The sequence below is a fragment of the Bradyrhizobium murdochi genome (genome assembly GCF_000472965.1).
Lineage (GTDB): Bacteria > Pseudomonadota > Alphaproteobacteria > Rhizobiales > Xanthobacteraceae > Bradyrhizobium > Bradyrhizobium murdochi.
Map to the genome: position 1 here is coordinate 164,310 of NZ_AXAU01000011.1, position 23,850 is coordinate 188,159.

The window sequence follows — 23,850 nt, forward strand, 5'->3', positions numbered from 1 at the left end:
ACAAAACAATGAGAACCGGCGCAGTGCATAGTCACCGCGCCGGTTTTTTGTCGCGCTGAACTTACTTCACTATCGCCTCGACTTCCGAGCGGAACGCCTTCCGGGCGCTGTCGCGCGAATAGAACATGTGGCCGCCGGCATAGACGACGAGCTTGACGCGATCTGGGCTGGCATAGGCTGGCAACTGGTCGAGAAGGACCTTGGACGCGAAATAGGGCGTGGCAAGATCGAACAGTCCGTGACCGACCAGCAGTTTCATCTTCGGGTCGAGCGCGAGAATCTGGCGTAGCTGTGAAATCGACTCGGCCGGCCCGCGGCCGAAATCCCACGAGCGGTTCACGCTCTCGCTGAGAAGCTGGTACGAACCATCCGGCCGCCAGTTGAGTCTGCGGGTGGTGAGTTCGACCGCGGCACTGGTCAACGGCGCCATCAGCGAATCGCCGGATGGATCGCCGAAGTGCGCGGAATTCGAATCCGGATAGGGATCGAAGCCCATGACCGAGCCGTCATAGCGTCCGGTCACCCTGCCGTTGCGGCGGTCGAATTCCCTGCGGAATTCGCCGACTTCGAAACGACCCGCGAGCCTGCGGCTCACGGCCTGGTCGATGCCGGTCAGCGCCGCCACCTTGTCGGCGAGCCGCGTGGCGGCTTGTGAGTCCGCCTGCCCCTTAATCAGGTCGGTGAGAAATTCGCCCTGCGCGTAGCGTTCGACGTCGGCGAGATCGGCGCGCGTCAGCGGCGTCTTGCCGGCTTCCCTCACCTCACGCGCCACGGCCGCCATGGTCGGCAGGGTATAACTGTATTGCAACAGGCTGGAGCCAGAAAAATCACGGAAATCAAGCAAGGGTGAAACCAGAATCAGCCCGCGCACGCCGACGCCCTGCTGCGTCTGCAGATTGCGGACGATCTTCGGCCCGCGAATGCCGCCATAGCTCTCGCCGGCGATGAATTTCGGCGACGCTAGACGATCGTATTTCTCCAGCCAGCGCCGGATCACGAGCGCAATCGAATTGACATCGCCATCGACGGAAAGGAATCGCTTGCGCACGTCCTCGCCGGACGCGACGAACCGGCTGTAGCCAGTGCCGACCGGATCGATGAAGACGAGATCGGTGAAGTCGAGCCACGTCTCGGCATTGGGCAACAGATCGGGATTGGCTGACGACACCGCGCCATCGCCGCCGATCTGCAGTCGCCACGGCCCGGCGGCGCCCAATTGCAGCCAGGCCGAGGACGCGCCTGGCCCGCCGTTGAACAGAAACGTCACCGGCCGGCTTGTGCGATCGGCGCCGTCGAGCTGGTAGGAGGTATAGGCGATATCGGCCTGCGGCTCGCGCTTGTCGTCGAATATGCGGATCGAGCCGGCGATGGCGGTGAAGTTGAGCGTGCGGTCCGGCAGTGTCAGCGTTTGCTGGGTGGTGGAATCCGGCGGCAGGTGACGTTGTTCGGCTGCCGGCGATGGCGTCGCGGCGGGGTCCCGCCCTGCTCCGCCCTTCTGGCCCGACGGAGACGGCGATGGCGTCGCTGTGGCGGGCTGCCGCGAAGTCGGCGAACTCGCCTCCTCGGCACGTACGCCGGTCGCGCAACACAGGACCAGAATCGCGGCGGCCAGATGCATGGGACGCGTTGGCATAAAACGAAAAGCCATACCGTTTACTCCTGCGCTCGCGTTCAGTCAGGCCGATCCGCGCCGAGACTGCGACAGCGCTGTTGGTACACAAGGGCAGGAAACCCGCGGAAATCACAATCCCGACAGCATCGCGTGAGAAGGTTGGAATGCCCTGCACTGCGCCCGATGGTTGTCCTCGGCGGCCGTTAGGTGATATCGGTCGGTTCCGCTGGCCTACCGGCCAGATATTTTGATCTATCCATGAAACCATTCGGGCGCTGGCGCGACTAACGAACCTGCGCTTTTTTATGGGGTCTTAGAATGAAACGTTCGATTGCTGTTTGTCTCGGCCTGCTGGCGCTGGCTTCTCCGGCGGCCGCAGATTCGCCGGCCGCGGTGGTCGAAGACGTTCAGGGCAAGGTCACCGGTGCGGAATTCATGGACTATGTGACGCCCAAAGCGGTCATCAAGATCGGCGACGGCGGCTCTGTCATTCTGAGCTACCTGAAGTCATGCCGGCGCGAGACGATCACCGGCACCGGCACCGTTGTCGTCGGCACCGAGGAGAGCGCCGTTCACCTCGCCGAGGTCAAAGCCGAGAAAACGAATTGCGATGCCAACCAGGCCAACGTGACCACGCGAGAAACCAGCGGTGTCGCCGCCACCGTGCTGCGCAGCGTCGACAGCAACAAGGCGGCTTCCCTGCCGCAGCCGCAGCTCACGCTTTACGGCGCCTCGCCGCTGGTGGAAGCCAAGGGACGCGGCAAGCTGATCATCCGGCGTCTCGACGCGGCGGGCGAGCGACAGCAGATCGACCTCGGCGGCACCCAGCTCAAGGGACGCTTCGTCGATTTTGCCAGCGAGAACGTCGCGCTGGCTCCCGGCGGCCTCTACGCCGCTTCGTTCAAGTCATCGCAGATCGTGTTCCGGGTGGATGAGCAGGCCAAGCCCGGCGCAACACCGATCGTCGGCCGGCTGCTGCGGCTGCAATAGGCGTGCCGGACCATCCAGCTTGAGAATAAGACGCAGCACGCGCGACAGGCTTGTGATCGCCGCCATCGCGCTGGTTTGCGCGGCCGCCTCGGTTTCGCCTGCGGCCCGGCCGATCCGCGGGCTCTCGCTCGATATTCTCACCGCGCTGCGCTGGGAGGTGTTCGGCCGTAAACAGGATCCGGCCGCTTCGCCCGCAGTCGTCGTTGCGATGGACGAGGAGAGCCTGCGCACCGCCCCGTTCAAGGGCGCGCCGATGCTGACCTGGACCGGCGAGATCGGCCGCGTGCTTTCAGCGACGCTCGAAGGCGGCGCGAAGGTCGCCGGCTTCGACGTGGTGATCCCGAACTCGCTCGAACAGTCCGAGATACCGCTTGGGGATGGCATGCTGGGCGAAAAAGTTCGCGGTTTCGACCGCGACTTCCTGCGTGCGCTGGCCGGGGCGGCCGCCAAAGGCAAGGTCGTGCTGGGCGAAGTTCTGGGTGACCGCCCGATCCTGCCGTCGCCAGGACAACGCATCGCGGTACGCCAGAACATCCGTCCGCTCAACGACCATGCCGACAGCGACGACATTGTGCGCCGACTGCCGCTAAGCTTTACCATCAACGGCGCGAAAGTGCCTACCATGGCGGTCGAGCTGGCCTCGCGGGCGCTCGGCGCCGCGCCCGAATTCGACGAGCGCGGCAGGCTGACGCTCGCCGGCTACCGGGTTCCTGGCCGAGTGCCGAACACGATGACGCTGAATTTCGAAGGTGGCGCAGACGACATCCCCACCTTCTCGTTTGCCGACCTGCGTGCCTGTGCTGTCAAGAACGACAAGGAGTATTTCCGGCGCTGGTTCGACGGAAAGGTCGTGATCTTCGGTACCGTTCTCGATATCGAAGATCGGCGAATGACATCCAAGCGCTTTGCGACCGGCATCGAAGGGGCACGTTCGCCACGCTGCACGGCCGAGAGCATGCCGGTCACCGCGAGATCAAGGACCAGCACGATTGCAGGCGTCTATATCCATGCCACCGCGGTCAATAACCTGATCGCGCGCAATGGCGTTGTCGAACCTGGGCCGCTTCCCCGCTTGCTTATCGCGGCACTGATTGCTGCGCTCGCAGCGGCCGCCGCCTGGCTGTTCCGGCCCGTCGTCGCGTTCGCTGCCTGGACGGGCATGATCGTAGCCGGCGTGGCCGGCGCGACGGTCGCCTTCAACTACGCGCTGGCGCTCCCAATCGTCGAGCCGTTCCTGGCCAGCCTGACCGCGCTGGCCGCAACCATTGGCTACCGCTTCGTCATCGCCGACAAGGACCGCCGCCTGCTGCAGAAGAGCTTTGCGCTCTATCTTGCCCCGCACGTCATCAACCGCATGCTGTCGTCGAGCAAATTGCCGGAGCTCGGCGGCGAAACCCGCAACGTGACGGTGTTCTTCTCCGACATCGAAGGATTTTCGCTGATCGCGGAAAAGATGTCGCCCGACGGCCTGATGGAGCTAATGAACGAATATCTTTCGGCGATGACCGACGTCATCGAGAGCCATGGCGGATATGTCGACAAATATATCGGCGACTCCATCGTGGCCGTGTTCGGCGCCCCGGCCGACGACCCCGACCATGCCGCGAACGCAGCGCGCGCTGCGCTGGACTGCTGCACGCAACTGGCGGAACTCAACGCCTCCTCCGCCGTGTTTCGCGACTGCAAGCTGGCGCAGCGGATCGGCATCAATTCCGGCGAGGCGCTGGTCGGCAATTTCGGATCGCGGCGGCGCTTCAACTATTCTGTGATGAGCGACGCGGTGAACCTGGCCTCGCGGCTGGAGGGCGCCAACAAATTCTACGGCACCACCGTGATCGCTTCCGAGACGACGGTTGCGCTTGCCGGCCAAGGCTTCGTCTGGCGCGAACTGGACGCCATCAGGGTAAAGGGACGAACCCAGGCGCTCAAAATCTACCAATTGCTGGCGCTATCGGCGGGGCTGGCGCCCCAGCAGCAGACGGTGATCGCCAACTACGCCGACGGGCTGGCGCACTGGCGGGCCCGCGAGTTCGCGCGCGCCGCAGAGTGCTTCGGCCGTTCGGCCGATATCGACCGGCCGGCATCGCTGTTTGCCGCGCGGGCCCAGGAATTGGCCCAAAACCCGCCGGGCGAGGACTGGGACCCGATCCGGACGTTGCAGGAAAAATGACGGCCCGATGACCGCCGGTTTAGGTTACCGACGCGAAAGTGCCTGACGGCCATCTCGACAAGCCTGTCCAGGGTGTATAGACGAGCGCGGCGCAATCCGGCGCCAGGTATGAGTTCGTCGTCCGATGGCCACCCCCAAGCGATATGACCGGATCGCCTTCGTCGCGAGCGCAGGCGCTGAGGCGCAGACCGCGCTGGCGCAGCTCGTCAAGCTCTACGGCAATCATGACGCCGACGACGCCGACGTCGTGGTGGCGCTCGGCGGCGACGGATTGATGCTGCAGACGCTGCACGCCCACATGCGCTCGGGCAAGCCGATCTACGGCATGCATCGCGGCACCGTCGGCTTCCTGATGAACGAGTTCACCACGCACGATTTGCATACGCGGCTGGCGGCGGCGCGGGAATCCCTGATCAATCCGCTCTTGATGCGCGCAACCGACGTGCACGGCGTAGTGCATCTGCATCACGCCATCAACGAAGTCGCGCTGTTTCGCCAGACCAACCAGGCCGCGCACCTGCGCATCCTGATAGACGAGCACGAGCGGATGGCGGAATTGATCGCCGACGGCATCCTGGTGGCGACGCCGGCCGGCTCCACTGCCTATAATCTGTCGGCGCAGGGACCGATTTTGCCGATCAACGCCGCGCTTCTGGCGCTGACCCCGATCAGCGCGTTCCGCCCGCGCCGCTGGCGCGGCGCCCTCCTCCCGAACTCCGCTTTTGTGGTGATCGAGGTGCTCGAGGGTGAGAAGCGTCCGGTTGCAGCCGCCGCCGACCATGACGACGTGCGCGACGTCCGCCGCGTCGAGGTGTTGTCCGACAAGACGATTTCGATGCGGATGCTGTTCGATCCCGGCCACAGTCTCGAGGAACGCATCCTGCGCGAGCAGTTCGGGTATTAACACTGTCGTCCCGGCCTTGAGCCAGGCCCCATAAACACAGGCTGCTTTCGCAGGGACGACGAGTTCAGGGGCCGGTTTTGCAACCATTCCTTAACCGGCGCCGCGATATGGTTAACGCCAGTATACCGTTTTGCTGGGCCGGGCCGGACCATGTATCGCATTGACTTCAACAAGCTGCGATTTCTGATTTGCGACGACAATCCGCATATGCGCCGCATCCTGCGGACGCTGCTGCATTCGTTTGGCGCGCGCGAAGCCTATGAAGCCGAGGACGGCGCCACCGCGCTCGAAATGTACAGCCATTACGTACCCGACATCGTCATCACCGACTGGGCGATGCCGATCTTCGACGGTCTCGAACTGGCGCAGATGATCCGGCAGCCGGAATCGAAGGGTAACCCTTACGCGCCGATCATCATGCTGACCGGACATTCGGAGAAGCGGCGCGTCACGGTCGCGCGCGACGCCGGCGTCACCGAGTTCCTGGCCAAGCCGATCTCGGCCAAGGGACTCTATCAGCGCATCCTTAACGTCGTCGCCAACCCGCGCCCCTTCATCAAGACCAAGACCTATTTCGGTCCCGACCGGCGGCGCAACACCAACAACGCCTATATCGGCCCCGAACGCCGGGTCGGTGGCGAGATGGAAGTGATGCAGCAGCCGTCGCTGCTCGACAAGGCGCGGTCGAACGTTTAGCGCGAGCCTGGAGAGACCATCATGGCGAAAGAAAAGCCGGGGACGATACAGGTCAAATCGTTTGCCGATCATCACGTGATCACGCAGCCCAATCCGTTGCGCAAGGTGTTGCTGCGCGTTCCCGAATCCGATCTCGATGATCCTGTCGGGCGCGCGGAAAAGGCGCTTGCAGGACTATCCAGTGAATTCAAGAACTGGATGACGATCGAGGCGGACCGGCTCTCGGCCGCGCACGAGGCCATTCTCCGCGACGGCTTCACCATCGACAATCGCGAAGAGCTGTTTCGCGCCGCCCATGACATCAAGGGCGATGCCGCCACGTTCGGCTTCCCTTCCGCCGGCGCCGCCGCCGAAAGCCTGTGCCGTATCATCGAACATGCCCCCGACCTCGATCAGGTCCCATCAGAGCTGATCACCCATCACATCAACGCCATTCAGGCGATCGTGCGCGAACGCACCAAGCTCGACACTGCCATGATGGCGAGCGCGCTCAGCAAGCAGCTCCGCGGTGTCGCGGATGAATTCCTGCTCAAGGTCAACCGCGACCGCCCCGAACATCTCGAAGCGATCCTGGCGCCGAGCATCGTGCCGGCGGAGTAGCGCCGCCAGTCATTGCGAGAAATTGTAGGGTGGGCAAAGGCGCACTTGCGCCGTGCCCACCATCTTTTGCGCGGTTGGAATGGTGGGCACGCTTCGCTTTGCCCACCCTACAAAGCTGGATTTACGCCGCGATGAGATCGCGCACGGCTGGTACGAACGCTTCGTCGGCGACCAGCTCCTCGCAGAACAGGCGGGCTTCCTCGCGCGCGGATTCGGTTGCGAACCGCCGCAGCAGGATCAAGAGCGGCTCGGCGGCCTTGCGGTCGGTCTCGCAATGGGTCAGCACACGCTCGACCATGCGGCGGCGCAGTCTCGCGGCGCCGCCGATCGTGTCGACAAAGCCGGTCTCACGGCTGACCTCAAGCGCGATACGGAATGCTCCGAACGTGGATTCGGGAAGGCCCGCGCGGATCAGGAGCGCCTGCAGGCTGGCGCCGCCGCGGTCGTGCAGCAGCGCGGTGACGCGGGCCAGCGGCAAGTCGGCCAGTTCGGCAAGCGCCGCATCGAACAGTTCGAGATTGCCCGACAATAGCGCGCGCAGGATCAGGCCGGCGGTCAGTTGCCCGGTGGCGCGCAGGTGCCGCACCAGACCCAGCATGTCATCGCCGCGCGAACGCGCCGCGATGTTCACGGCCGAGCGCTCGCGCGCTTCGCTCGCCAGCCGCCCTGCCCGGTCGGCGCTCAGCCAATTCCGCGCGACGACGAATTGCGCCAGCGTCTCGGAGAGTTTCGCGACCAGCGCCGCGCGGGTGGCGGCCGGCAAGCCTTCCAGCACCAGCATGGCTTCCCTGATCGCAGCGAGATGGCCGTGACGTTCGACGATACGGTCCCAGGAAAACGGCGCGAGCTCCGCGTAGGCATTCTCGATCAGTTCGAGCGCCGCGGCGGCTGAACCTACTTCGGCAATCGCGGCGGAAACCGAGGGCGGCAGGTTGATGCGGCGGGCGATGGCGCATTGCGTGTCGCTGTTGCCGGTGGCGACGATGTCGACCAGGTCGGCGTCGATCAGAAGCGGCGAATGTTCGAGCACGGGAAGCGCGATCGAGGGCTGGTCGAGCGAGAGCGCCTGCACGATCGCGGCGGGCGCATCGGAGCTGCGCGCGAAGACTTCCGACATCGCCTGGCGCACCAGTGGCGAGGGATCATCGAGCAGCATCAACAGCGCGCCTTCGGCGGCGATGCGATCGTCCTCGGAAAGATCTGAAATCAACCAGGCCCGCGCCAATGCCCGCGTCGCCTCTGCCCGCTCGCCTGCCGGAGCGGTACGAATCCAACTGATGAACTGCCGAACGATCATGGTCCTGGCTACGCAACCTGAAACGACACCGTGACGCGGTGCCACTATTAGAAAAAATAAACCATGACGCTTAACAAAGGGTTCACCATAAACGGCTGGTTTTATTGACGTTTTGTTAAGGGTGGGAGGATGGCCTACTTCGTCGTCCTCATCCTGAGGAGCGCGGAACGCGCGTCTCGAAGGATGGAGGCCCGGCTGGGGCCGCGTGGTTCGAGACGGCGCTAACGCGCCTCCTCACCATGAGGGTCAGCGGTCGAGCATGCCGCTGCAATATCAGCTACTGAACGTGCCGTTGCGGTCGCTGAAGAGGTCGAGTCTTCCAGGTGCGCGGACTTCGGGCGCATGTCCCGACAATACGGTGCTCGCGGAGGCAACAGACACCGACGACGAATTGCTGCCCCATAATTCCTGCACCGCCGGCGAAATCGGCTGCGTGCGTTCGCCGGCCTGAAACAGCGAGCGGAAGATCGGCTCCGTTGACGCCGACGCGGTCTGCGCCGTTGCCGCCACCGGCGTCACCGCGCGCGAATCCGGGAAGCTCGAGAGATAGGCGGCGTTGTCGATCGCCATCGCTGCCGCCGCGGCGCTTGCGACCGTGACGCGCCGGGGCAGATCGCCGCCGGCCGCCGCCATCGCGGTGCGCGTCACCGGCGAACTGGCGGCCGCCGCATAGCGCGTGCTCAGCACCGAATAGACCTGTGAGACGCTGCGCGGCTGCCCCGAACGGTCGTAGAAGATCGATTGATTGGCCGCCGCAGCGTTCGGAAACATCCGCACGGCCGACGCGTTCGGATTGTCCTCGGCGTTCTGGATCAGCTTGCCGGCGCCGCCGACGCCCATGAAATGCGCCATGTAGAGCTCGGCATCGGTCGGGCGGCGCCCGATCTTGCCGGTCAGCCTGAAACTGTTGGATTGCGTCAGCACCGCCGCCATCGATGAGGCAGCGTCGGGATCGTCGCGCAGCCGCATGATCGCGGCGCGTGCCGCGGGATCCTCGACCGAATAGCTGCCGGACGGATTTTTGGTGATGGCGTCGGCATACTTGCCGTAGCCGAGATGGGCCCCCGCCTCCTTCACCGTGCCGAGCCAGGTCTGGTCGATGAATTGAAACAGCCCGCGCGCCGACGAGGTAGTTGCGGCGGCCTTCGGGTTGAAATTGGATTCCATCTTCGCGGTGGCAAGCAGATATTCGAAGCTGGCGCCGGTCGTCGATGCGGCCTGCTTGATCGAGCCCGCGATCCTCGCGCGCGCGGGATCGACACCTGCCGCAGCCGTGGCGCTTGATGTGTCGACCGCCATATCTGTGGTGCCCCGCTCCTCGCGAAACCTCGCGCGGGCTTTCAAGGCACTGGCAATCAGTGCCTATTACAAGGGCAAGACTGCCGCAATTATGGTTAAGAGGGGGTTAAGGGGCCGCACCGTCATTCCGGGGCGCATCGAAGATGCGAACCCGGAATCTCGAGATTCCGGGTTCAGCCCTGCGGGCTGCCCCGGAATGACAGAGTCACTTGCGATACACCTTCGCCGGATCGAATTGCCTCTCGGCATCGACAAACGACACGCGCGTGCCGCCAGCGGCCGCCTCGATCCTGCGGTAGAAGCAGGAATGCCGCCCAGTGTGACACGCAGCGCCCTGCTGCTCGACGCGGATCCAGATGGCATCCTGATCGCAATCAACGCGCATCTCGACCACGCGCTGGGTCTGACCTGACGTCTCACCTTTTCGCCACAACGCATTGCGCGACCGGCTGAAGTACCAGGCGTCGCCTGTCGCGATCGTCTTGCGCAGCGCTTCCTCGTTCATGTGCGCGACCATCAGCACGTCGCCGGTCACGGCATCGGTCGCCACGCAGGTCACGATGCCGGACGCGTCAAACCTGGGCTGGAAGGTCAGCCCCTCTTCGCGTTCATTGGTCGTTACGGATGTGGACACGACAGGGCCTCGCGGAGAAATTCGGCGAGGCTACCGGTTCGGCCCTCGCACCAAGGACAGGAAACGCTGCTGCTCCGCCGGATTGTCGCGGAACATGCCGGTGAAGCGGCTGGTGAACGTCATCGCGCCATGCTTGGCGACGCCGCGCACCGACATACAGGTATGCTCCGCCTCGATCAGCACGGCAACGCCGCGGGGTTTCAACACCTCGTCGATCGCAGCCGCGATCTGGGCCGTCAGGTGCTCCTGGGTCTGCAGGCGGCGGGCGAAGATATCGGTGAGCCGCGCCAGCTTCGACAATCCGACCACCCGCTCTACCGGCGTATAGGCGATATGCGCCTTGCCGTAGAACGGCATCATGTGATGCTCGCATTGCGAGGTGAATTCGATATCGCGGACCAGGACAAAGTCGTCATAGCCGGCAGTCTCGCCAAAGGTGCGGTCCAGCACCTCGGCCGGGCACTGATGATAGCCCTGATAGAGCTCGTCGAAGGCTTCGACCACGCGGCGGGGCGTATCCAGCAAACCCTCGCGATCGGGATTTTCGCCGATATAGCTGAGCAGCGTGTGTACGGCGTGTTCGGCCTCGGCGCGCGACGGGCGCGGCAGGTCGGCGCGGACGGCAGCGGCCAGGAACTCGGCCGGATCGAGTTCGGCGGGGCGGGCTTCCGGGGCCACGTCGGGTGATTTCACTTCGGAAGGCTTCAAATCGGAAGACTTCAAATCGGAAGGCTTGCCAGGGCGGAGGGATTTGATCAATGCGTCCATGTCTTCTCCGTTCGACCGGCCTGCAGAGACCGGAGTGTCACCGGGCAGACGGGGCGGTTTTGCCGCCGGGCGCCTGAGTCCCATCCACAACACGTGGACGGCCGAACTGGTTTCCATGTCTGGTCCATGTCCGTCCGCCTACGGCAAACGGCCGGGCTGTTTTTCCGCCGTTCCTGTCCATATATAGGACGATGAAACCCAGCCGCCAAGGGCGCTCGGATCGTCGCCCGGGACACTGATTCTCATGCTGAACGACATCTACAACAAGCGGATCATTGAATTGGCGGGCAACATCCCCCGCCTCGGTCGCCTTCCCGACCCCCACGCCAGCGCCACCGCCCACTCCAAGCTGTGCGGCTCGACCGTCAAGGTCGACCTTAAGATGGACGGGCCCGTGGTCAGCGACTTCGCCCATGACGTGAAGGCATGCGCGCTCGGACAGGCCTCTTCCTCGATCATGGCAAGCCATGTGGTGGGCTCGACGGCTAGCGAGTTACGTGAATTGCGAGAAACCGTGCGTAAGATGCTGAAGGAAAACGGCGGTCCCCCGCAGGGCAAATGGGCCGACATCGCCCTGCTCGAGCCGGTCCGCGACTACAAGGCCCGCCACGCCTCGACCATGCTGACCTTCGACGCCGTGGTCGACGCCATCGGCCAGATCGAAGCCAAGGCAAAGCAGCCGGCGCAGGCGTGAGCGAAGCCCCCCGCCTACCCAATCCTGTCATGCCCGCGAAGGCGGGCATCCAGTACGCCGGGAATTCTCGTTTGATCACAAGCGCCGCGGCGTACCGGATCATCCGCTTTTGCGGATGATGACAACGTCTGTCGGGATGCAGCCTATTTCTGTTGCGGCTGATTCTGTTGCGGCTGAGCCGGCTGGGCCGGCGCGGCCGCAGACCCGCCGGTCGGAACCGCGGCTTCGGCAGTCTTGGTCGACTTGCCCGGCTGCGTCGCGTCACCCTCCATTACGGAACTGACGAAGCGATCCTGCGGCTTGGAAGGCTTGGCCTCGGCCATTGGCACCGAGGCGTTGTCCTGCGGGAACACATCGGCGACCACCTCGGTCGTGATGAGATTGCTTAGGCGCAATTCATCGCGCGACAATTGGTGCAAATCTTCCCACGGCGGAACACTGAGCGCGAGCGACAGCAAATCGCCGGTGCCACCCATGTCGAAGGTATATTTCGTGAGGCGACCGATATCGCGTTGCACGATCATCAGGTCCTGCGCGCTGTAGCTCGAGCCCTTGGCGTCATCGGCGCGGTCGCCCATCCAGATCTGGTGCACGCGGACATGTGCGGCGGGCGGCACGTAACGCGTCTTGCCCGACAGCAGCAGGAATACACACATCGACTCGCAATAGGCTTCGGGCGCCACGCTGACGCGTTCGCCACGCGGAGTCTTCGTGCGCACCGTGGTGCCGACGGTCGTCAGCGCGCCGAGGCTGCGGAACCGCCTGCCAAGCGCGATGGAGTCGTTGACCGAGCCGCCGCTGGAATCCAGCACGATGGTCGCGCCGGCGAGTTGGCGGCCCTTGGCGAATTCGTCGAACGCCCGCGGGCTATCCGCTGTAACGATGCCGACGGCCGAGACCCAGCCCTTGCAATCCGGCTGGCATGCATTCCACTTGAAATGCATTGGCTGTTTGCGTTCTTCGAGGGTACCACCGGCATACGCCGAATTACCCAGCATCGTGATCGCGCCCGGCAATGCGAGGCAAAAGGCGGTGGCACCGAGAAGGGCCCAGCCGCGAAGTTTCAGCGACGTCTCAAACCTCAATTTGGTTCCTTCCCCCAAGCAGCCCCGTCTACGACTGGTGGCGATGGCCCCGTTTTAGCGCGAGATGATTCTGTCATCGATCCGTATGAAAACGGTAACTGTGCTGACGTGTGTCGTCCATAATACCTTGGCTTGGTACGCTGCATTGCAGTGCGATAATTCCTAAGTGTGGCTAAATATCTGCAGGAATTGAGTTCCTTGCTTGGGAACTCCCGTAAGACTACGTACATTGTGCTGCATGGCATCTGCAGATCCTTCGTCATCACAGCAAAAACAATGCACGGATTGTGCCAGCATCGCCCGTCGTCTGCCGCGCAATGCGGGACGCGCGCTGATATGGATCTATCGGCATTCGCTGTCGCTGCTGGTCGGCTACAACTGCCGGCATCTGCCGACATGCTCGGTGTATGGCGACGAAGCGATCGAACGTTTCGGCTTGTGGGGCGGCGGCTGGATGACGTTGGCGCGGCTGTTGCGCTGCCATCCCTGGGGCACGTCCGGCATCGACAACGTGCCGCTTACGGCGCCCGCCGGTGCGCGATGGTATCTGCCGTGGCGCTACGGACGGTGGCGCGGCGTCAACGGCCCATGATGCGCGCATCAGCTTTCTAGTTTAGCGCCAGAAGAAGAATCCATCGCCCCTTGGCCAAGATCCGATATCCGCCGGCGGTCGCGGCCTTCGCGGACGCGGCGGTGGCGGCGGCGTCTCGACGGATGACACGGCGTCCGTGGCGGGCGACCCATCGTCGGGCAATCTTACCGACAACAGCAAATTCGATTCTGGCGTGCGCCAGCGATAGCCGATCCCGAAATCGAGAGGCTGTGCGCGCTGAAAGAGTGCCGCATATGACGCCTGGTAGCGTCCCGGGAATTCGTCGATCGGTCCGAGATAGCGGCCGAACGGGAACAAACGCCATTTCCTCGTGCTGTAGTAAGCGAGCGGAATTCCGGAATCGTCCTGGATGATGGTGGCGCTGTTGTTGAGCAGGAAGTCGCGCACCGTGGTGAAGTTGCCGGAATGCGGGAGGTACGACGCGCTCTTGATCAGGCTGTTGCCGGGCGCGAGCGTTGCGCAGAATTTCAGGAATCCGCTCGCCTTCACGCCGGAGTTGGAGAGATCGGTCGAGAAGTAATACAGGGTCTTTTCCTGACCGTCGCTGCCGGTGAAGATGATGCGCACGCCACGCACGGCGTTCGGTCCGGGATTTTCGCCTGCGAAATGCGCCGCGCCCTTGTCGTCCAGCGAGATCGGACTGACGTCCTTCACGGCCATGCCCGAGCGCGCCAGAAACACATAGAGGATCGGCAAGGTGCCGCTGATCTGGCCCGCCTGCAGATCGGTCTTCATCTGCTTGGTGATGAAGAAGCTGAAGCTCAGGATTGAACTGAGCGAACGTTCGACGTTGTAGAGCGCGGACGCGATGCCGCCGCGCGGCAATCGCGTCAGATCGGGCACCGAGCCGACCGGCTCGAGCGCACTCAGCACGTAGGTCGAGGCTTTGGGATAGAAAGCGTTTGCATAGAGAAAATCCGGGCCTGAGAACATGTAGAACATGGTCGGCTTCGGCGCCGCCAGATTGGTATCTGCCCAGGCGCGGATCCGCGATATTTGGCGCTGCTCGAGTTGGCCGAACGCGGTGTCGAAGAATTTGGCGTGCCGTTGCCAGGCGGGATCTTTGGTGAGCGGCGCCAGCGGCGAGTCCGCCGAGGGCATCAGGCCTGCGAGAAATTTCGCGGTGTCGTCCACCGTTGCGGATTGGGCACGGACGGCAGCCGCGGCCGCCAGCAGCATGACAGCAGCAAGCGTCGCCGTTCTCAGGTAGTGCAGCATGCTCATTCGCGACCCGCTGCGGCCACGGCGACTTGATCTGGCCGCTTGCGGAAGACGGCGTAAATCAAGAGACCTGAGAACATGATCAAAAGACCCAGCAGCGACTGCAACGGCCGTTCGGTCAGAAGGTAGTACATCATGAACCCGGTCACGAGCAGGAAAACCACAGGGGTTACCGGGTATCCCCAGGCACGGTAGGGCCGCGGCAGGTCCGGCTGCGTGATGCGCAGCTTGATCACCCCGAGCACGGTAAAGAACGAGCAGAACAGTAGCGCGAACTGGATGAAGTCGAGCACTGCCTCGAAGCTGCGCGTAAGCAACAACAGGCTCGCGACCGTGAGCTGAAACAGAATGGCGTAGGCCGGCGCACCGCCGGCCGAGCGGCTGGCGAACGGCCGCAGCACCGGAATGTCCTCGCCCATCGTCATCATGACGCGCGGCCCGATCCACATCATCGCGCTGATCGAGGAGATCAGCCCGAAGCAGATCATCGCGCCGACGATGCGGCCGCCGAGTTCGCCGAAGATGTAGCTGCCGGAGATGCGGGCGACATCGAGCTGGCCCGCAAGCTTGTCGATCGGCGCGGTGTGCAGGAACACGGCGTTGAGCGCGACATACAACACGAGCACGATCAGTGTTCCGACCAGCATCGCCCGCGGCACGTTGCGCTCCGGCAATCTCACCTCGCCGATAATGTAAGTTGCCGCGTTCCATCCTGAGAACGAATACATCACGAACACAAGGCTGATCGCGAATGGTGCGCTGACGATATGGGTGAAGTCGGACGCCGATGGCGCGAACGAAACCGGCTGCGCAGTGCCGATCGCGAAGCCGCAGACCAGGAAGGCCATGATGAGCACCACCTTCAGGATGGTCGCGACCAGTTGAAAGGTCGAGGAGTGCCTAATGCCGGCGAGTTGCACCAGCGACACCAGCCAGACCACGCCGATCGCAAGTGCCAGCGGCGGCGCGTTGGGCAGCACCGACTTGCCGTACTCGCCAAACGCCATGGCGGCGAGCGCCACTGGCGCTGCAAAGCCGACCGTCGCCGACACCCAGCCCGCCACGAAACCGAAGGCCGGGTGATAGGCCCGGCCGAGGAAATTGTACTCACCGCTCGAGCGCGGAAACATCGCGCCGAGCTCGCCGTAGGAAAACACCCCGCACAGCGCGACGATGCCGCCGACCGTCCACAGCAGCAGGATGGAAAAGCCCGAGGGGATGTCCTTGACCTGAAAGCCGAGGCTGGTGAAGACGCCGACACCGACCATATCGGCAACCACGATGGCAACCGCCACCAGGACCGAAACGGTCGAGCCGCTGCCGGAGCGCGAGCCAGGCCAGACCGGGCTTCCCGTTTCTGATGCCGCCATCTCGGATCGTACCTTCAGCGCGCCCAGCCAGGAGCTCATCGTGCAGGCTGACGCGCTTCAATTCAAGCAATGTTAACAAGGGTTTAAACTGAGACACAAAATAGGTTGCATGATACCTCCAAGCGCACCGCGCCACTACTGGATTGCGAAGACATCGTGGCGGACCCACAATCGCGACACGATTGCATGGTCTTCTTGGGCTTCCGGATGCGGGGAGTTTTTCCGGACGCTTAACGTCGCCTAAACGCGTGCGAGCTTACGCCGGTTGACGGTGGATCTTGGGGCATTGGGATGGATGGTCGGAGCTGATCCGAATTTCCCGACAATCGATCGCGCCATACGCTCGGCGGTATCGGCCGTGTCGCAGCGCGCCCTACCTCGTCGATGGCAGTGGCTCGCGCTGACGGCGCTGATCGTGCCGCTGTCCTTCGTGCTCGTTCAATGCGGCAAGGCGCCCGACGCCGGCACGCTGGCCGCGAACGCACAAGGCGCAAAATCTAGGGCAGCCAAGTCCCAGGCCTCGGCCGACGGCTTCGAAGACCGTTTCCCCAATCCGCAATTCGCCGATCGTTTCCCGACCTCCCGTGAAAGCCTGCCGCAGATCCAGCACCAGGCCGCGCTCGCGCCGGCACCGGAGCCGCACGCGGTACGTACCGAGCCGGTGCGGGTCGCCTCACTGACGCCGACGCTGACCCTGCCCCGCACCGAGCGCGAAGAGCTGACCACGCTCGTCAGCATGAAATCCTCAGCCTTCCCCTATTTCGGCACCAACCCACGCTCCGAGGAGCCCTTCCTCAACATCACCAAGGGTGACCGCCAGGGCCACAAGACCTTTAGTGGACGGGTTTATTGGCAGGACGAGACCTACAACGACAGCCGCGTCCTGGTACATGTCCCCGAGACGTTCGATGTCAGGAAGCCGGGCGTGATCGTGGTGTTCTTCCACGGCAACGGCGCGACGCTGGAACGCGACGTCCGCGACCGCCAATTGGTGCCGCAGCAAATCTCGGATTCAGGCGTCAACGCCGTGCTGCTCGCCCCGCAAATGGCTGTCAACGCCGCCGACTCCTCGGCCGGCAAGTTCTGGCAGCCGGGCGGCTTCAAGCGCTTCATCGAGGAGTCAGCAAGCCACCTCGCCCGCCTCTACGGCGATCCGAAGTCGGCGCAGGCGTTCGCCAACATGCCGATCGTGATCGTCGGTTATAGCGGCGGCTTCCTGCCGACGGCGTGGAGTCTCGAAGTCGGCGGCCTCCCGAACCGGGTCCGCGGTGTGTTCCTGCTCGACGCCGTCTATGGCGAGCTCGACAAGTTCGCGTCATGGATCGAGAAAAACCGGACCGGCTTCTTTGTCTCTTCGTATACCCGCTACACCAAGCGGCACGACCTCGAGCTGATGCAGATGCTCCGCGACCGAGGCATCACCGTCGCCGAGAGCATGGACGAGCCGCTGCGTCCCGGCAGCGTCGTGTTCGTGCAGACGCCTGATGGCGTCACCCATCGCGATTACGTGACGCAGGCCTGGACCGAGCATCCGGTCAAGGACGTGCTGGTCAAAATGGCCGCAACGCCGGCTTTGACCCGCCTCGCCGGTGCGCCCTACGCCAATCGCTAACAGCCTCGGCGCGGTATCGCGGCGTGCCTGCCATCATCCCGGATCGAATGGTCATTTTGATTGCGCGTGTCCCGTGTCCGAACACGGACGCTTTGCCGGCCTCGGAAACCGTGCGCGTTGCAGCCGGCGGAGCACGACGACGCCTGCTGCGAACGAGCATTCCAGGATCCCTACCACCGCGTACGGAGAGAAAGCTCGAAGGTCCGCGGCGCGCCGAGAATGACGTAGTTCGCATCCGTGGCCCATGCTGAATAGACCGCGTCGGTGATATTGCGAACGCGGAATGTCAGGTCGGCGTTTCGCGCAAAACGGTAGGTGGCAAAAACATCCGCGATGGTGGCAGACGGCAACGTCACGACGTTGGCATCGTCAGCCTTGATGGAGGCCCTGTGATTGATCCACGCGCCGACCGCCCAGTTTGTGAACGGCTGCCACGTGGCACCAAAGTTCGCCACGACCTGCGGCACATTCGGCGGCGTATTACCCGTGTAGTTCGCGGTCGTACTGGTTCGATATTCGTCATACCGGGCACTCACGTAGGCAAAGTTCGCCTCAAGGCGCAAAGTCTCCATCGGGCGATAACTGCCGGAAATCTCAAAGCCGCTGGATAACTGCTTGCCCACCTGAACCGTGAATCCCGTCAGAGGATCGGTTGAGGGGATATCGGTCTTTTCGATCTGATAGACGGCCGCCAACAGCTCACCTCGTCCATTCGCGAAGGCGTGTTTGATACCGCCCTCCACCTGGCGCGCATTGGTGAGGCTGAAGGGAGTATCGGTGACGCCCAATGTGAACAGAGCGAAGCGCGGCTCAACCGCAGTTGCATATTGCGCGTAGAGCGTCGTATCGGCGCGAATGTCCCACAGTGCACCCATGCGATACGTGCTGGGTTCGAACGTCTTGCTGTAGAGCTGGTTCGCCGGCCGTCGATTGTAGTCCACCTCCATTTGATCGACCCGAAACCCGCCAACAATTTTGACCCCTTTGAGCACCTCCAGGCGCGCCTCGCCGAAAACCGCCTTCTGCGTCAGATCCGCGCGCACGTTTTGTGTCCGTGCAGTGCCTCGCGTGAAGAAGTCCGTCGGTGCCGGATTATAGGGATCGACGAGTTGAAGCGATGTCACCTCGTTGCGCGGACTGTCCCATCGCGTGCTTGCAACCTCAACGCCCATGACAGTCGACAGCGGCATCGCTCCCAAGCTGCCGTTCCAGTTCACGTCGAAACGATCGCCGATAAAGCGATGGTCGTAGCCGAGATTCTCCCATGTTTGCCGGCAGACTTGGTCTGTACCGGTGTTGTTGAGGAGGTTCTGCCCGCGGAAAGAGCAGGTGCCGCCTGCGGGAATATAGGCAAAGCGGTACGTGTTGATCCAATCGCGATCGGATTGATAGGACCAGAAGCGATTGCGGATCTTTAACTCCTCGGTGTCATACGTCGTATTCCAGCGCAGCCACAGCACACTGTCATCGTATTTGTTGTTCGGCAGGTTGTTGTAGTTGACCTCGCGGAGATCGGGACGGATTTGCCCTCGCACCAGGGGCGTGCCCCAATACGCGTTCTCGATTTTCGATTTCATGTAGTCAAAATCGACGGTCGATGACAATTGCGGCGTCACGTCCCAGCGCAAGGCGCCTGCGACATTGCCGTATCTGACCTGGTTGTCGTCGACCGGGCCGTTGTATCCGTTGACGACGCCGTCGAGTCGATAAGAGAAGCCGTTCCCCAGCGGACCTCCCTTTCCCACGGCCTGGCGGACGCCTTCGCGAGTAGTGAGCGAGGAGATTGTTTCCCACGGCTCGGTGACCCCGCTCGGTTGCTTGCGAACGAGATTGATGGCGCCGCCGATGGCACCTTCACCGTAAAGGACCGACGCCGGTCCGCGCAGCACGTCTACCCTATCGAAAATGAAGCTGTCGTAGTTGCGCGTGCTGATCGTGGTGTTGGTGACACGGACTCCATCATAGAGCACTGCGATGCCGTTCTCGGTGAACCCCCGCGTCGATGCAACGCCGGCAGCTCCTGGCCGGACGGCGGACGTAAAGCCGGTCAAGCCTTGAAGGGCGTCCACCCAACTAGTCTTGCCTCGCTCCTGCATCGTCGCCTGATTGACGCTCTCCACGCTGCCGGGGATGTCGCGAGCCGTGCCCGGCAGTCGCGATCCGGTCGTATTGGGCACGTTGAGATCGGTCGTCGAACGGATGTGGTCGCGCGGCAAGCCACCTGGCCATCCGTCGATTGGGCCTTGCGGCGCTCGATCCGCGCCGGTCTGCGCCTGGCGCGCGACGGACGCAGCCCGCATCTGCAAGCGCTTGCTCGTTCGCTGCTTTTGCTTGGTGGCTGGCCGTCCTTCTACGGTAATCGCAGGCAGGACAGCCTGAGGGGTGGTTTGAGCGATTGCGGGCCGTCCACCGCCCTCGGCAAAGGATGCTGCGGCCAGAACTGCCAAGAACCGGATTCGGCGTCCGATCCGCCTCCCGACTTCATACCAATTGCCAATCTTTTCCATTACTTACGGCCCTTAGCGCAATGTTATAACATAACATCTATGGAACTCGCGTAAGGATGTCAAAAGTCTTCGGCCAGCATCAGCGCGGTGCGCTTCCCTGGCCCTTTTTCGGCATGGTCAGGATCACCGTCACCAACGCCAACGCGACAAAGGCCGCCCCGACATAGCCATTGGCGAAAAGGAGATCGCGCGCGTACAGAAAACCGCCGATGGCTGAACCAATGGCCTGCCCGACGTAGAGCACGGATGTATTGAGCGACACCGATGCAGACGCCAACGCAGGCGCGGCGCCGACCAACCTCACCTGCTGCATAGAATTGGTGGAAGCAAATCCAATACCCCAGATCGCGACGGAGACAGCCATCAGCGAATAGATGCCGGCACTGAGCGCCCATCCGGTCACGCCTGCCAGCAATATCGACGTGAACAGCATCGAGGTCTTCCACGCGCCCCAGGAATCGACGATTCGGGTCCCAATCGCAGTGCCGATGACGCCGCAGACGCCGTAGACGGCGAATACCATGGCGATTGGGTCCGGGCCTGCCCCCGTCAGCCGCGCCAGCAACGGGCCCATATAGGTGAACACCACGAACTGGCCGGACATCTGCGCGGTCGTAATCAACAACAACAGCAGGATCACCCGGTTGCGGCCGATCGCCGCCCATGTCTTCAGGTCGACCGGCGCGCCTATCAGCCCACCCGGCAGGCGCCACGCCAGCAGGAGGAAACTCAGGCAGCTCATTGCACCGATGGCGCCATAGACCGCCTGCCAGCCATAGCGACTGGCGATGAAGGTGATCGCCGGCAGGCCGACGGCCGCCGCCAGCGACCAGCCGAGAAAGATATAGGCGATGGTACTGCCGCGTCTTGCTTCAGGCACGATCAGTGCCGCCGTTCCCGCCGCTTGCGGCGTGTAGAGCGCGCCGATAGCCAGCATGACCAGGCGAATGGCGAGCAGGCTCGCATAGTCAGGCGCAAAGGCGGAGGCAATGTTGGTAAGCGCCAGCACGGCAAGGGTGGCCGTCAGCAGGGTGCGGCGCTCAATCCTGGAAGTCAGCCACGCCGTGATCGGCGAACCGACGCACAGCATGATCGCGCCGAAGGTGATCAGAAGACCAGCGGTGCGGATCGAGACGTCAAGACCGGCAGACAGTTCGACCAGCATGCCCGCCGGGGCCAGCACCGAGCAGCCGGTGACGACGTTGCCGAGCATCAGCGCAGTCGGTGCAAAGCGGCGCTCGGCGTGGACGGGCCCGGGCACATGTTTCATGCAGATGCATGTAGCCTGTGAGCCCTGCCAAGAAAAGGACGCGATACCGGATTATTTGTCATCGCTTGTTATGAGTTTCATTGATTTGACGGCGCTGATGCCGAGCGGCTCTGCGCACGTCGCCGTGACGGAGAAGCATTCTTTCGCGGACGATGGGGCCAAATGTTTGCCCTGCGGCCCTGCCATCACCGCCTATTTCGCGAAATTGCCCGATTGCAGGGGCCGAATCCCCTGCTATACCGCTGCTTTCCCGCTTACCTGCGCTCGTTCGCAGGAGTGAGCTTTAGGAGATGCCAATGCCTGACAGCAATGCACCCGCATCGGGGTTCCAATTTGGCCTTGCGAATTTGAAACCGGCCGAACCCGTGCAAAAAATCACCCTTACCTTCCCCGACGGCGCGAAGCGCGACTTCGCCAAGGACATCACCGGGCTCGACGTCGCCAAGGGCATATCGCCCTCGCTCGCCAAGCGCACGGTCGCGATGGCGCTGGACGGCGTGCTCGCCGATCTCAACGATCCGATTTCGCGCGATGCGAAGATCGAACTCATCAGCCGTGAAGACCCGCGCGCGCTCGAACTGATCCGGCACGACTGCGCGCATGTGCTGGCCGAAGCGGTGCAGTCGCTGTGGCCGGGCACGCAGGTCACGATCGGCCCGGTGATCGAGAACGGCTTCTATTACGACTTCTTCCGCAACGAGCCGTTCACGCCGGAAGATTTCGCGGCGATCGAAAAGCGGATGCGCGAGATCATCGCGCGCGACAAGCCCTTCACGAAGGAAGTCTGGGATCGCGAAAAGACCAAGCAGGTGTTCCGCGACAAAGGCGAGGCCTTCAAGGTCGAGCTGGTCGACACCATTCCCGGCGACGAGCCGATCAAGATCTATTTCCAGGGCGACTGGTTCGATCTGTGCCGCGGGCCGCACATGAACTCGACCGGCAAGATCGGCAACGCGTTCAAGCTGATGAAGGTGGCAGGCGCCTATTGGCGCGGCGACGCCAACAACCCGATGCTGACGCGCATCTACGGCACGGCGTTCGCCAAGCAGGAAGAGCTCGACGCCTACCTCAAGCAGATCGAGGAAGCCGAGAAGCGCGACCACCGCAAGCTCGGCCGCGAGCTCGATCTCTTCCACTTCCAGGAGGAAGGCCCCGGCGTGGTGTTCTGGCACCCGAAGGGCTGGACCATCTTCCAGGCGCTGATTGCCTATATGCGCCGCCGGTTGACCGGCGACTATGACGAGGTCAACGCGCCGCAGATCCTCGACAAGGCGCTGTGGGAAACCTCGGGCCATTGGGACTGGTACCGCGAGAACATGTTTGCGGCGCAATCGGCCGGCGACGAGGCGGAGGATAAGCGCTGGTTTGCGCTGAAGCCGATGAACTGCCCCGGCCATGTGCAGATCTTCAAGCACGGCCTGAAGAGCTACCGCGACCTGCCGTTGCGTCTCGCCGAGTTCGGTGTGGTGCATCGCTACGAGCCTTCGGGCGCGATGCACGGCCTGATGCGCGTGCGCGGTTTTACACAAGACGACGCACACGTATTCTGTACTGAGGCGCAACTTGCTGACGAGTGTCTGAAGATCAACGAGCTGATCCTGTCGACCTACGCCGATTTCGGCTTCGACGGCGAGCTCACCGTAAAACTCTCGACCCGGCCGGAGAAGCGCGTCGGCACCGACGAGATGTGGGATCATGCCGAGCGCGTGATGGCCACCGTGCTGGCGGAAATCCAGGCCAGCGGCAGCAACCGCATCAAGACCGCGATCAACCCCGGCGAAGGCGCGTTCTACGGGCCGAAGTTCGAATATGTGCTGCGCGACGCCATCGGCCGCGACTGGCAATGCGGCACCACGCAGGTCGACTTCAACCTGCCGGAACGGTTCGGCGCGTTCTATATCGATGCCGACGGCTCGAAGAAGGCGCCGGTGATGGTCCATCGCGCGATCTGCGGCTCGATGGAGCGTTTCATCGGCATCCTGATCGAGCACTTTGCCGGCAATTTCCCGCTCTGGCTGGCGCCGACCCAGGTCGTGGTGACGACCATCACCTCCGAAGGCGACGAATACGCCAAGGTGGTCGCGGCTGCCGCGCGGCGGGCCGGCCTGCGTGTCGAGATCGACTTGCGCAACGAGAAGATCAACTACAAGGTCCGCGAGCACTCGCTGGCGAAAATCCCTGCCCTGCTCGTCGTCGGCAAGAAGGAAGCCGAGACCCATTCGGTCTCGATCCGCCGGCTCGGCAGCGACGGACAGAAGGTGATGCCGACCGCCGAGGCGCTGGCCGCCCTCGTCGAGGAAGCGACACCGCCGGACGTGAAGCGGGCGCGGGCGTCTTAGGAAGAAAACGTGTGGAGCGGATCATGTTTCCGCTCCCATACTTCCACGCGAGCAACCAACACATCGAGTTGTTTGCCCTCGGGTGAATTAGCCCGTGCATTAATCAGTCCCTCAATCTCTTTGAGGGCTCGGCGATACTCGCGGTCAGATTTGATCGGTCTGTGCACGA

Annotated in this window: 20 protein-coding genes; 9 read left to right on the top strand and 11 right to left on the bottom strand. The window is 63.1% G+C overall.

Translation table 11 applies throughout. From position 1 onward, the window contains the following. Positions 1-61: 61 nt before the first annotated feature. Entirely contained in the window at positions 62-1,648 is a 1,587-nt protein-coding gene (locus YUO_RS0121490) for a S10 family peptidase (RefSeq protein ID WP_156908710.1), read from the bottom strand. 282 nt (positions 1,649-1,930) lie between these two features. Between YUO_RS0121490 and YUO_RS0121495 the strand changes: the two genes are divergently transcribed. The 5 genes from YUO_RS0121495 to YUO_RS0121515 all read left to right on the top strand — a co-directional run bounded on the left by YUO_RS0121495 (position 1,931) and on the right by YUO_RS0121515 (position 6,972). After that, positions 1,931-2,602 carry a hypothetical protein gene (locus YUO_RS0121495; RefSeq protein ID WP_028349124.1) on the top strand — a complete coding sequence of 224 codons (672 nt, stop codon included), beginning with the start codon at positions 1,931-1,933 and terminating at the stop codon, positions 2,600-2,602. A gap of 25 nt (positions 2,603-2,627) precedes the next feature. Next, positions 2,628-4,772, top strand: a complete 2,145-nt coding sequence (locus tag YUO_RS0121500; protein WP_028349125.1) for an adenylate/guanylate cyclase domain-containing protein — start codon at positions 2,628-2,630, stop codon at positions 4,770-4,772. Positions 4,773-4,896: 124 nt separating this feature from the next. Next, a complete protein-coding gene (locus tag YUO_RS0121505; RefSeq protein WP_028349126.1) occupies positions 4,897-5,676 on the top strand; it encodes an NAD kinase in 780 nt (259 codons plus the stop codon). Positions 5,677-5,826: 150 nt separating this feature from the next. Then, a complete protein-coding gene (locus tag YUO_RS0121510; RefSeq protein WP_028349127.1) occupies positions 5,827-6,372 on the top strand; it encodes a response regulator in 546 nt (181 codons plus the stop codon). Between the two features lie 21 nt (positions 6,373-6,393). Beyond that, positions 6,394-6,972: an Hpt domain-containing protein gene (locus YUO_RS0121515; RefSeq protein WP_028349128.1), complete on the top strand. Its 579-nt coding sequence runs from the start codon at positions 6,394-6,396 to the stop codon at positions 6,970-6,972. A 121-nt stretch (positions 6,973-7,093) separates the two neighbouring features. On the opposite strand, the gene YUO_RS0121520 is transcribed toward YUO_RS0121515, so the two are convergent. The 4 genes from YUO_RS0121520 to folE form a co-directional block, all read right to left on the bottom strand. Continuing rightward, a complete protein-coding gene (locus YUO_RS0121520) occupies positions 7,094-8,269 on the bottom strand; it encodes a DUF2336 domain-containing protein (protein ID WP_028349129.1) in 1,176 nt (391 codons plus the stop codon). A 273-nt stretch (positions 8,270-8,542) separates the two neighbouring features. Beyond that, entirely contained in the window at positions 8,543-9,568 is a 1,026-nt protein-coding gene (locus tag YUO_RS0121525; protein ID WP_028349130.1) for a transglycosylase SLT domain-containing protein, read from the bottom strand. A 205-nt stretch (positions 9,569-9,773) separates the two neighbouring features. Further along, positions 9,774-10,202, bottom strand: coding sequence for a phosphoribosyl-AMP cyclohydrolase (hisI, locus tag YUO_RS0121530; RefSeq protein WP_028349131.1), 429 nt, complete (start codon positions 10,200-10,202; stop codon positions 9,774-9,776). Between the two features lie 30 nt (positions 10,203-10,232). Next, on the bottom strand, positions 10,233-10,970 hold the full coding sequence (folE, locus tag YUO_RS0121535; RefSeq protein WP_028349132.1) for a GTP cyclohydrolase I FolE: 738 nt from the start codon (positions 10,968-10,970) through the stop codon (positions 10,233-10,235). A 244-nt stretch (positions 10,971-11,214) separates the two neighbouring features. On the opposite strand from folE, the gene YUO_RS0121540 reads away from it, so the two are divergent. Beyond that, positions 11,215-11,664: an iron-sulfur cluster assembly scaffold protein gene (locus YUO_RS0121540; RefSeq protein WP_028349133.1), complete on the top strand. Its 450-nt coding sequence runs from the start codon at positions 11,215-11,217 to the stop codon at positions 11,662-11,664. Positions 11,665-11,807: 143 nt separating this feature from the next. Here the strand turns inward: YUO_RS0121540 and YUO_RS0121545 are convergent, their stop codons facing one another. Next, positions 11,808-12,749 carry a COG3904 family protein gene (locus YUO_RS0121545; RefSeq protein WP_028349134.1) on the bottom strand — a complete coding sequence of 314 codons (942 nt, stop codon included), beginning with the start codon at positions 12,747-12,749 and terminating at the stop codon, positions 11,808-11,810. A gap of 238 nt (positions 12,750-12,987) precedes the next feature. Here YUO_RS0121545 and yidD point away from each other — a divergent pair, with 238 nt between their 5' ends. Further along, a complete protein-coding gene (gene yidD, locus YUO_RS0121550; protein WP_051379562.1) occupies positions 12,988-13,341 on the top strand; it encodes a membrane protein insertion efficiency factor YidD in 354 nt (117 codons plus the stop codon). 21 nt (positions 13,342-13,362) lie between these two features. Here yidD and YUO_RS0121555 read toward each other — a convergent pair whose 3' ends face one another. Together YUO_RS0121555 and YUO_RS0121560 are read right to left on the bottom strand one after the other, a co-directional pair. Next, entirely contained in the window at positions 13,363-14,580 is a 1,218-nt protein-coding gene (locus YUO_RS0121555) for a hypothetical protein (RefSeq protein ID WP_028349136.1), read from the bottom strand. A gap of 2 nt (positions 14,581-14,582) precedes the next feature. Beyond that, positions 14,583-15,953, bottom strand: coding sequence for an APC family permease (locus tag YUO_RS0121560; RefSeq protein WP_028349137.1), 1,371 nt, complete (start codon positions 15,951-15,953; stop codon positions 14,583-14,585). Positions 15,954-16,248: 295 nt separating this feature from the next. Here YUO_RS0121560 and YUO_RS0121565 point away from each other — a divergent pair, with 295 nt between their 5' ends. Beyond that, positions 16,249-17,565 (top strand): alpha/beta hydrolase, encoded by a 1,317-nt coding sequence (locus YUO_RS0121565; RefSeq protein WP_235782784.1) that lies wholly within the window; start codon positions 16,249-16,251, stop codon positions 17,563-17,565. A 170-nt stretch (positions 17,566-17,735) separates the two neighbouring features. Here YUO_RS0121565 and YUO_RS0121570 read toward each other — a convergent pair whose 3' ends face one another. Further along, positions 17,736-20,072 carry a TonB-dependent receptor gene (locus YUO_RS0121570; protein ID WP_028349139.1) on the bottom strand — a complete coding sequence of 779 codons (2,337 nt, stop codon included), beginning with the start codon at positions 20,070-20,072 and terminating at the stop codon, positions 17,736-17,738. A gap of 79 nt (positions 20,073-20,151) precedes the next feature. Continuing rightward, positions 20,152-21,342: an MFS transporter gene (locus YUO_RS0121575; protein WP_051379563.1), complete on the bottom strand. Its 1,191-nt coding sequence runs from the start codon at positions 21,340-21,342 to the stop codon at positions 20,152-20,154. 296 nt (positions 21,343-21,638) lie between these two features. Here YUO_RS0121575 and thrS point away from each other — a divergent pair, with 296 nt between their 5' ends. After that, entirely contained in the window at positions 21,639-23,681 is a 2,043-nt protein-coding gene (gene thrS / locus YUO_RS0121585; protein WP_028349142.1) for a threonine--tRNA ligase, read from the top strand. On the opposite strand, the gene YUO_RS49280 is transcribed toward thrS, so the two are convergent. After that, positions 23,678-23,848, bottom strand: coding sequence for a hypothetical protein (locus YUO_RS49280; RefSeq protein WP_488226347.1), 171 nt, complete (start codon positions 23,846-23,848; stop codon positions 23,678-23,680). The two genes, thrS and YUO_RS49280, sit on opposite strands and share 4 nt — an antisense overlap. Between the last annotated feature and the right edge of the window lie 2 nt (positions 23,849-23,850).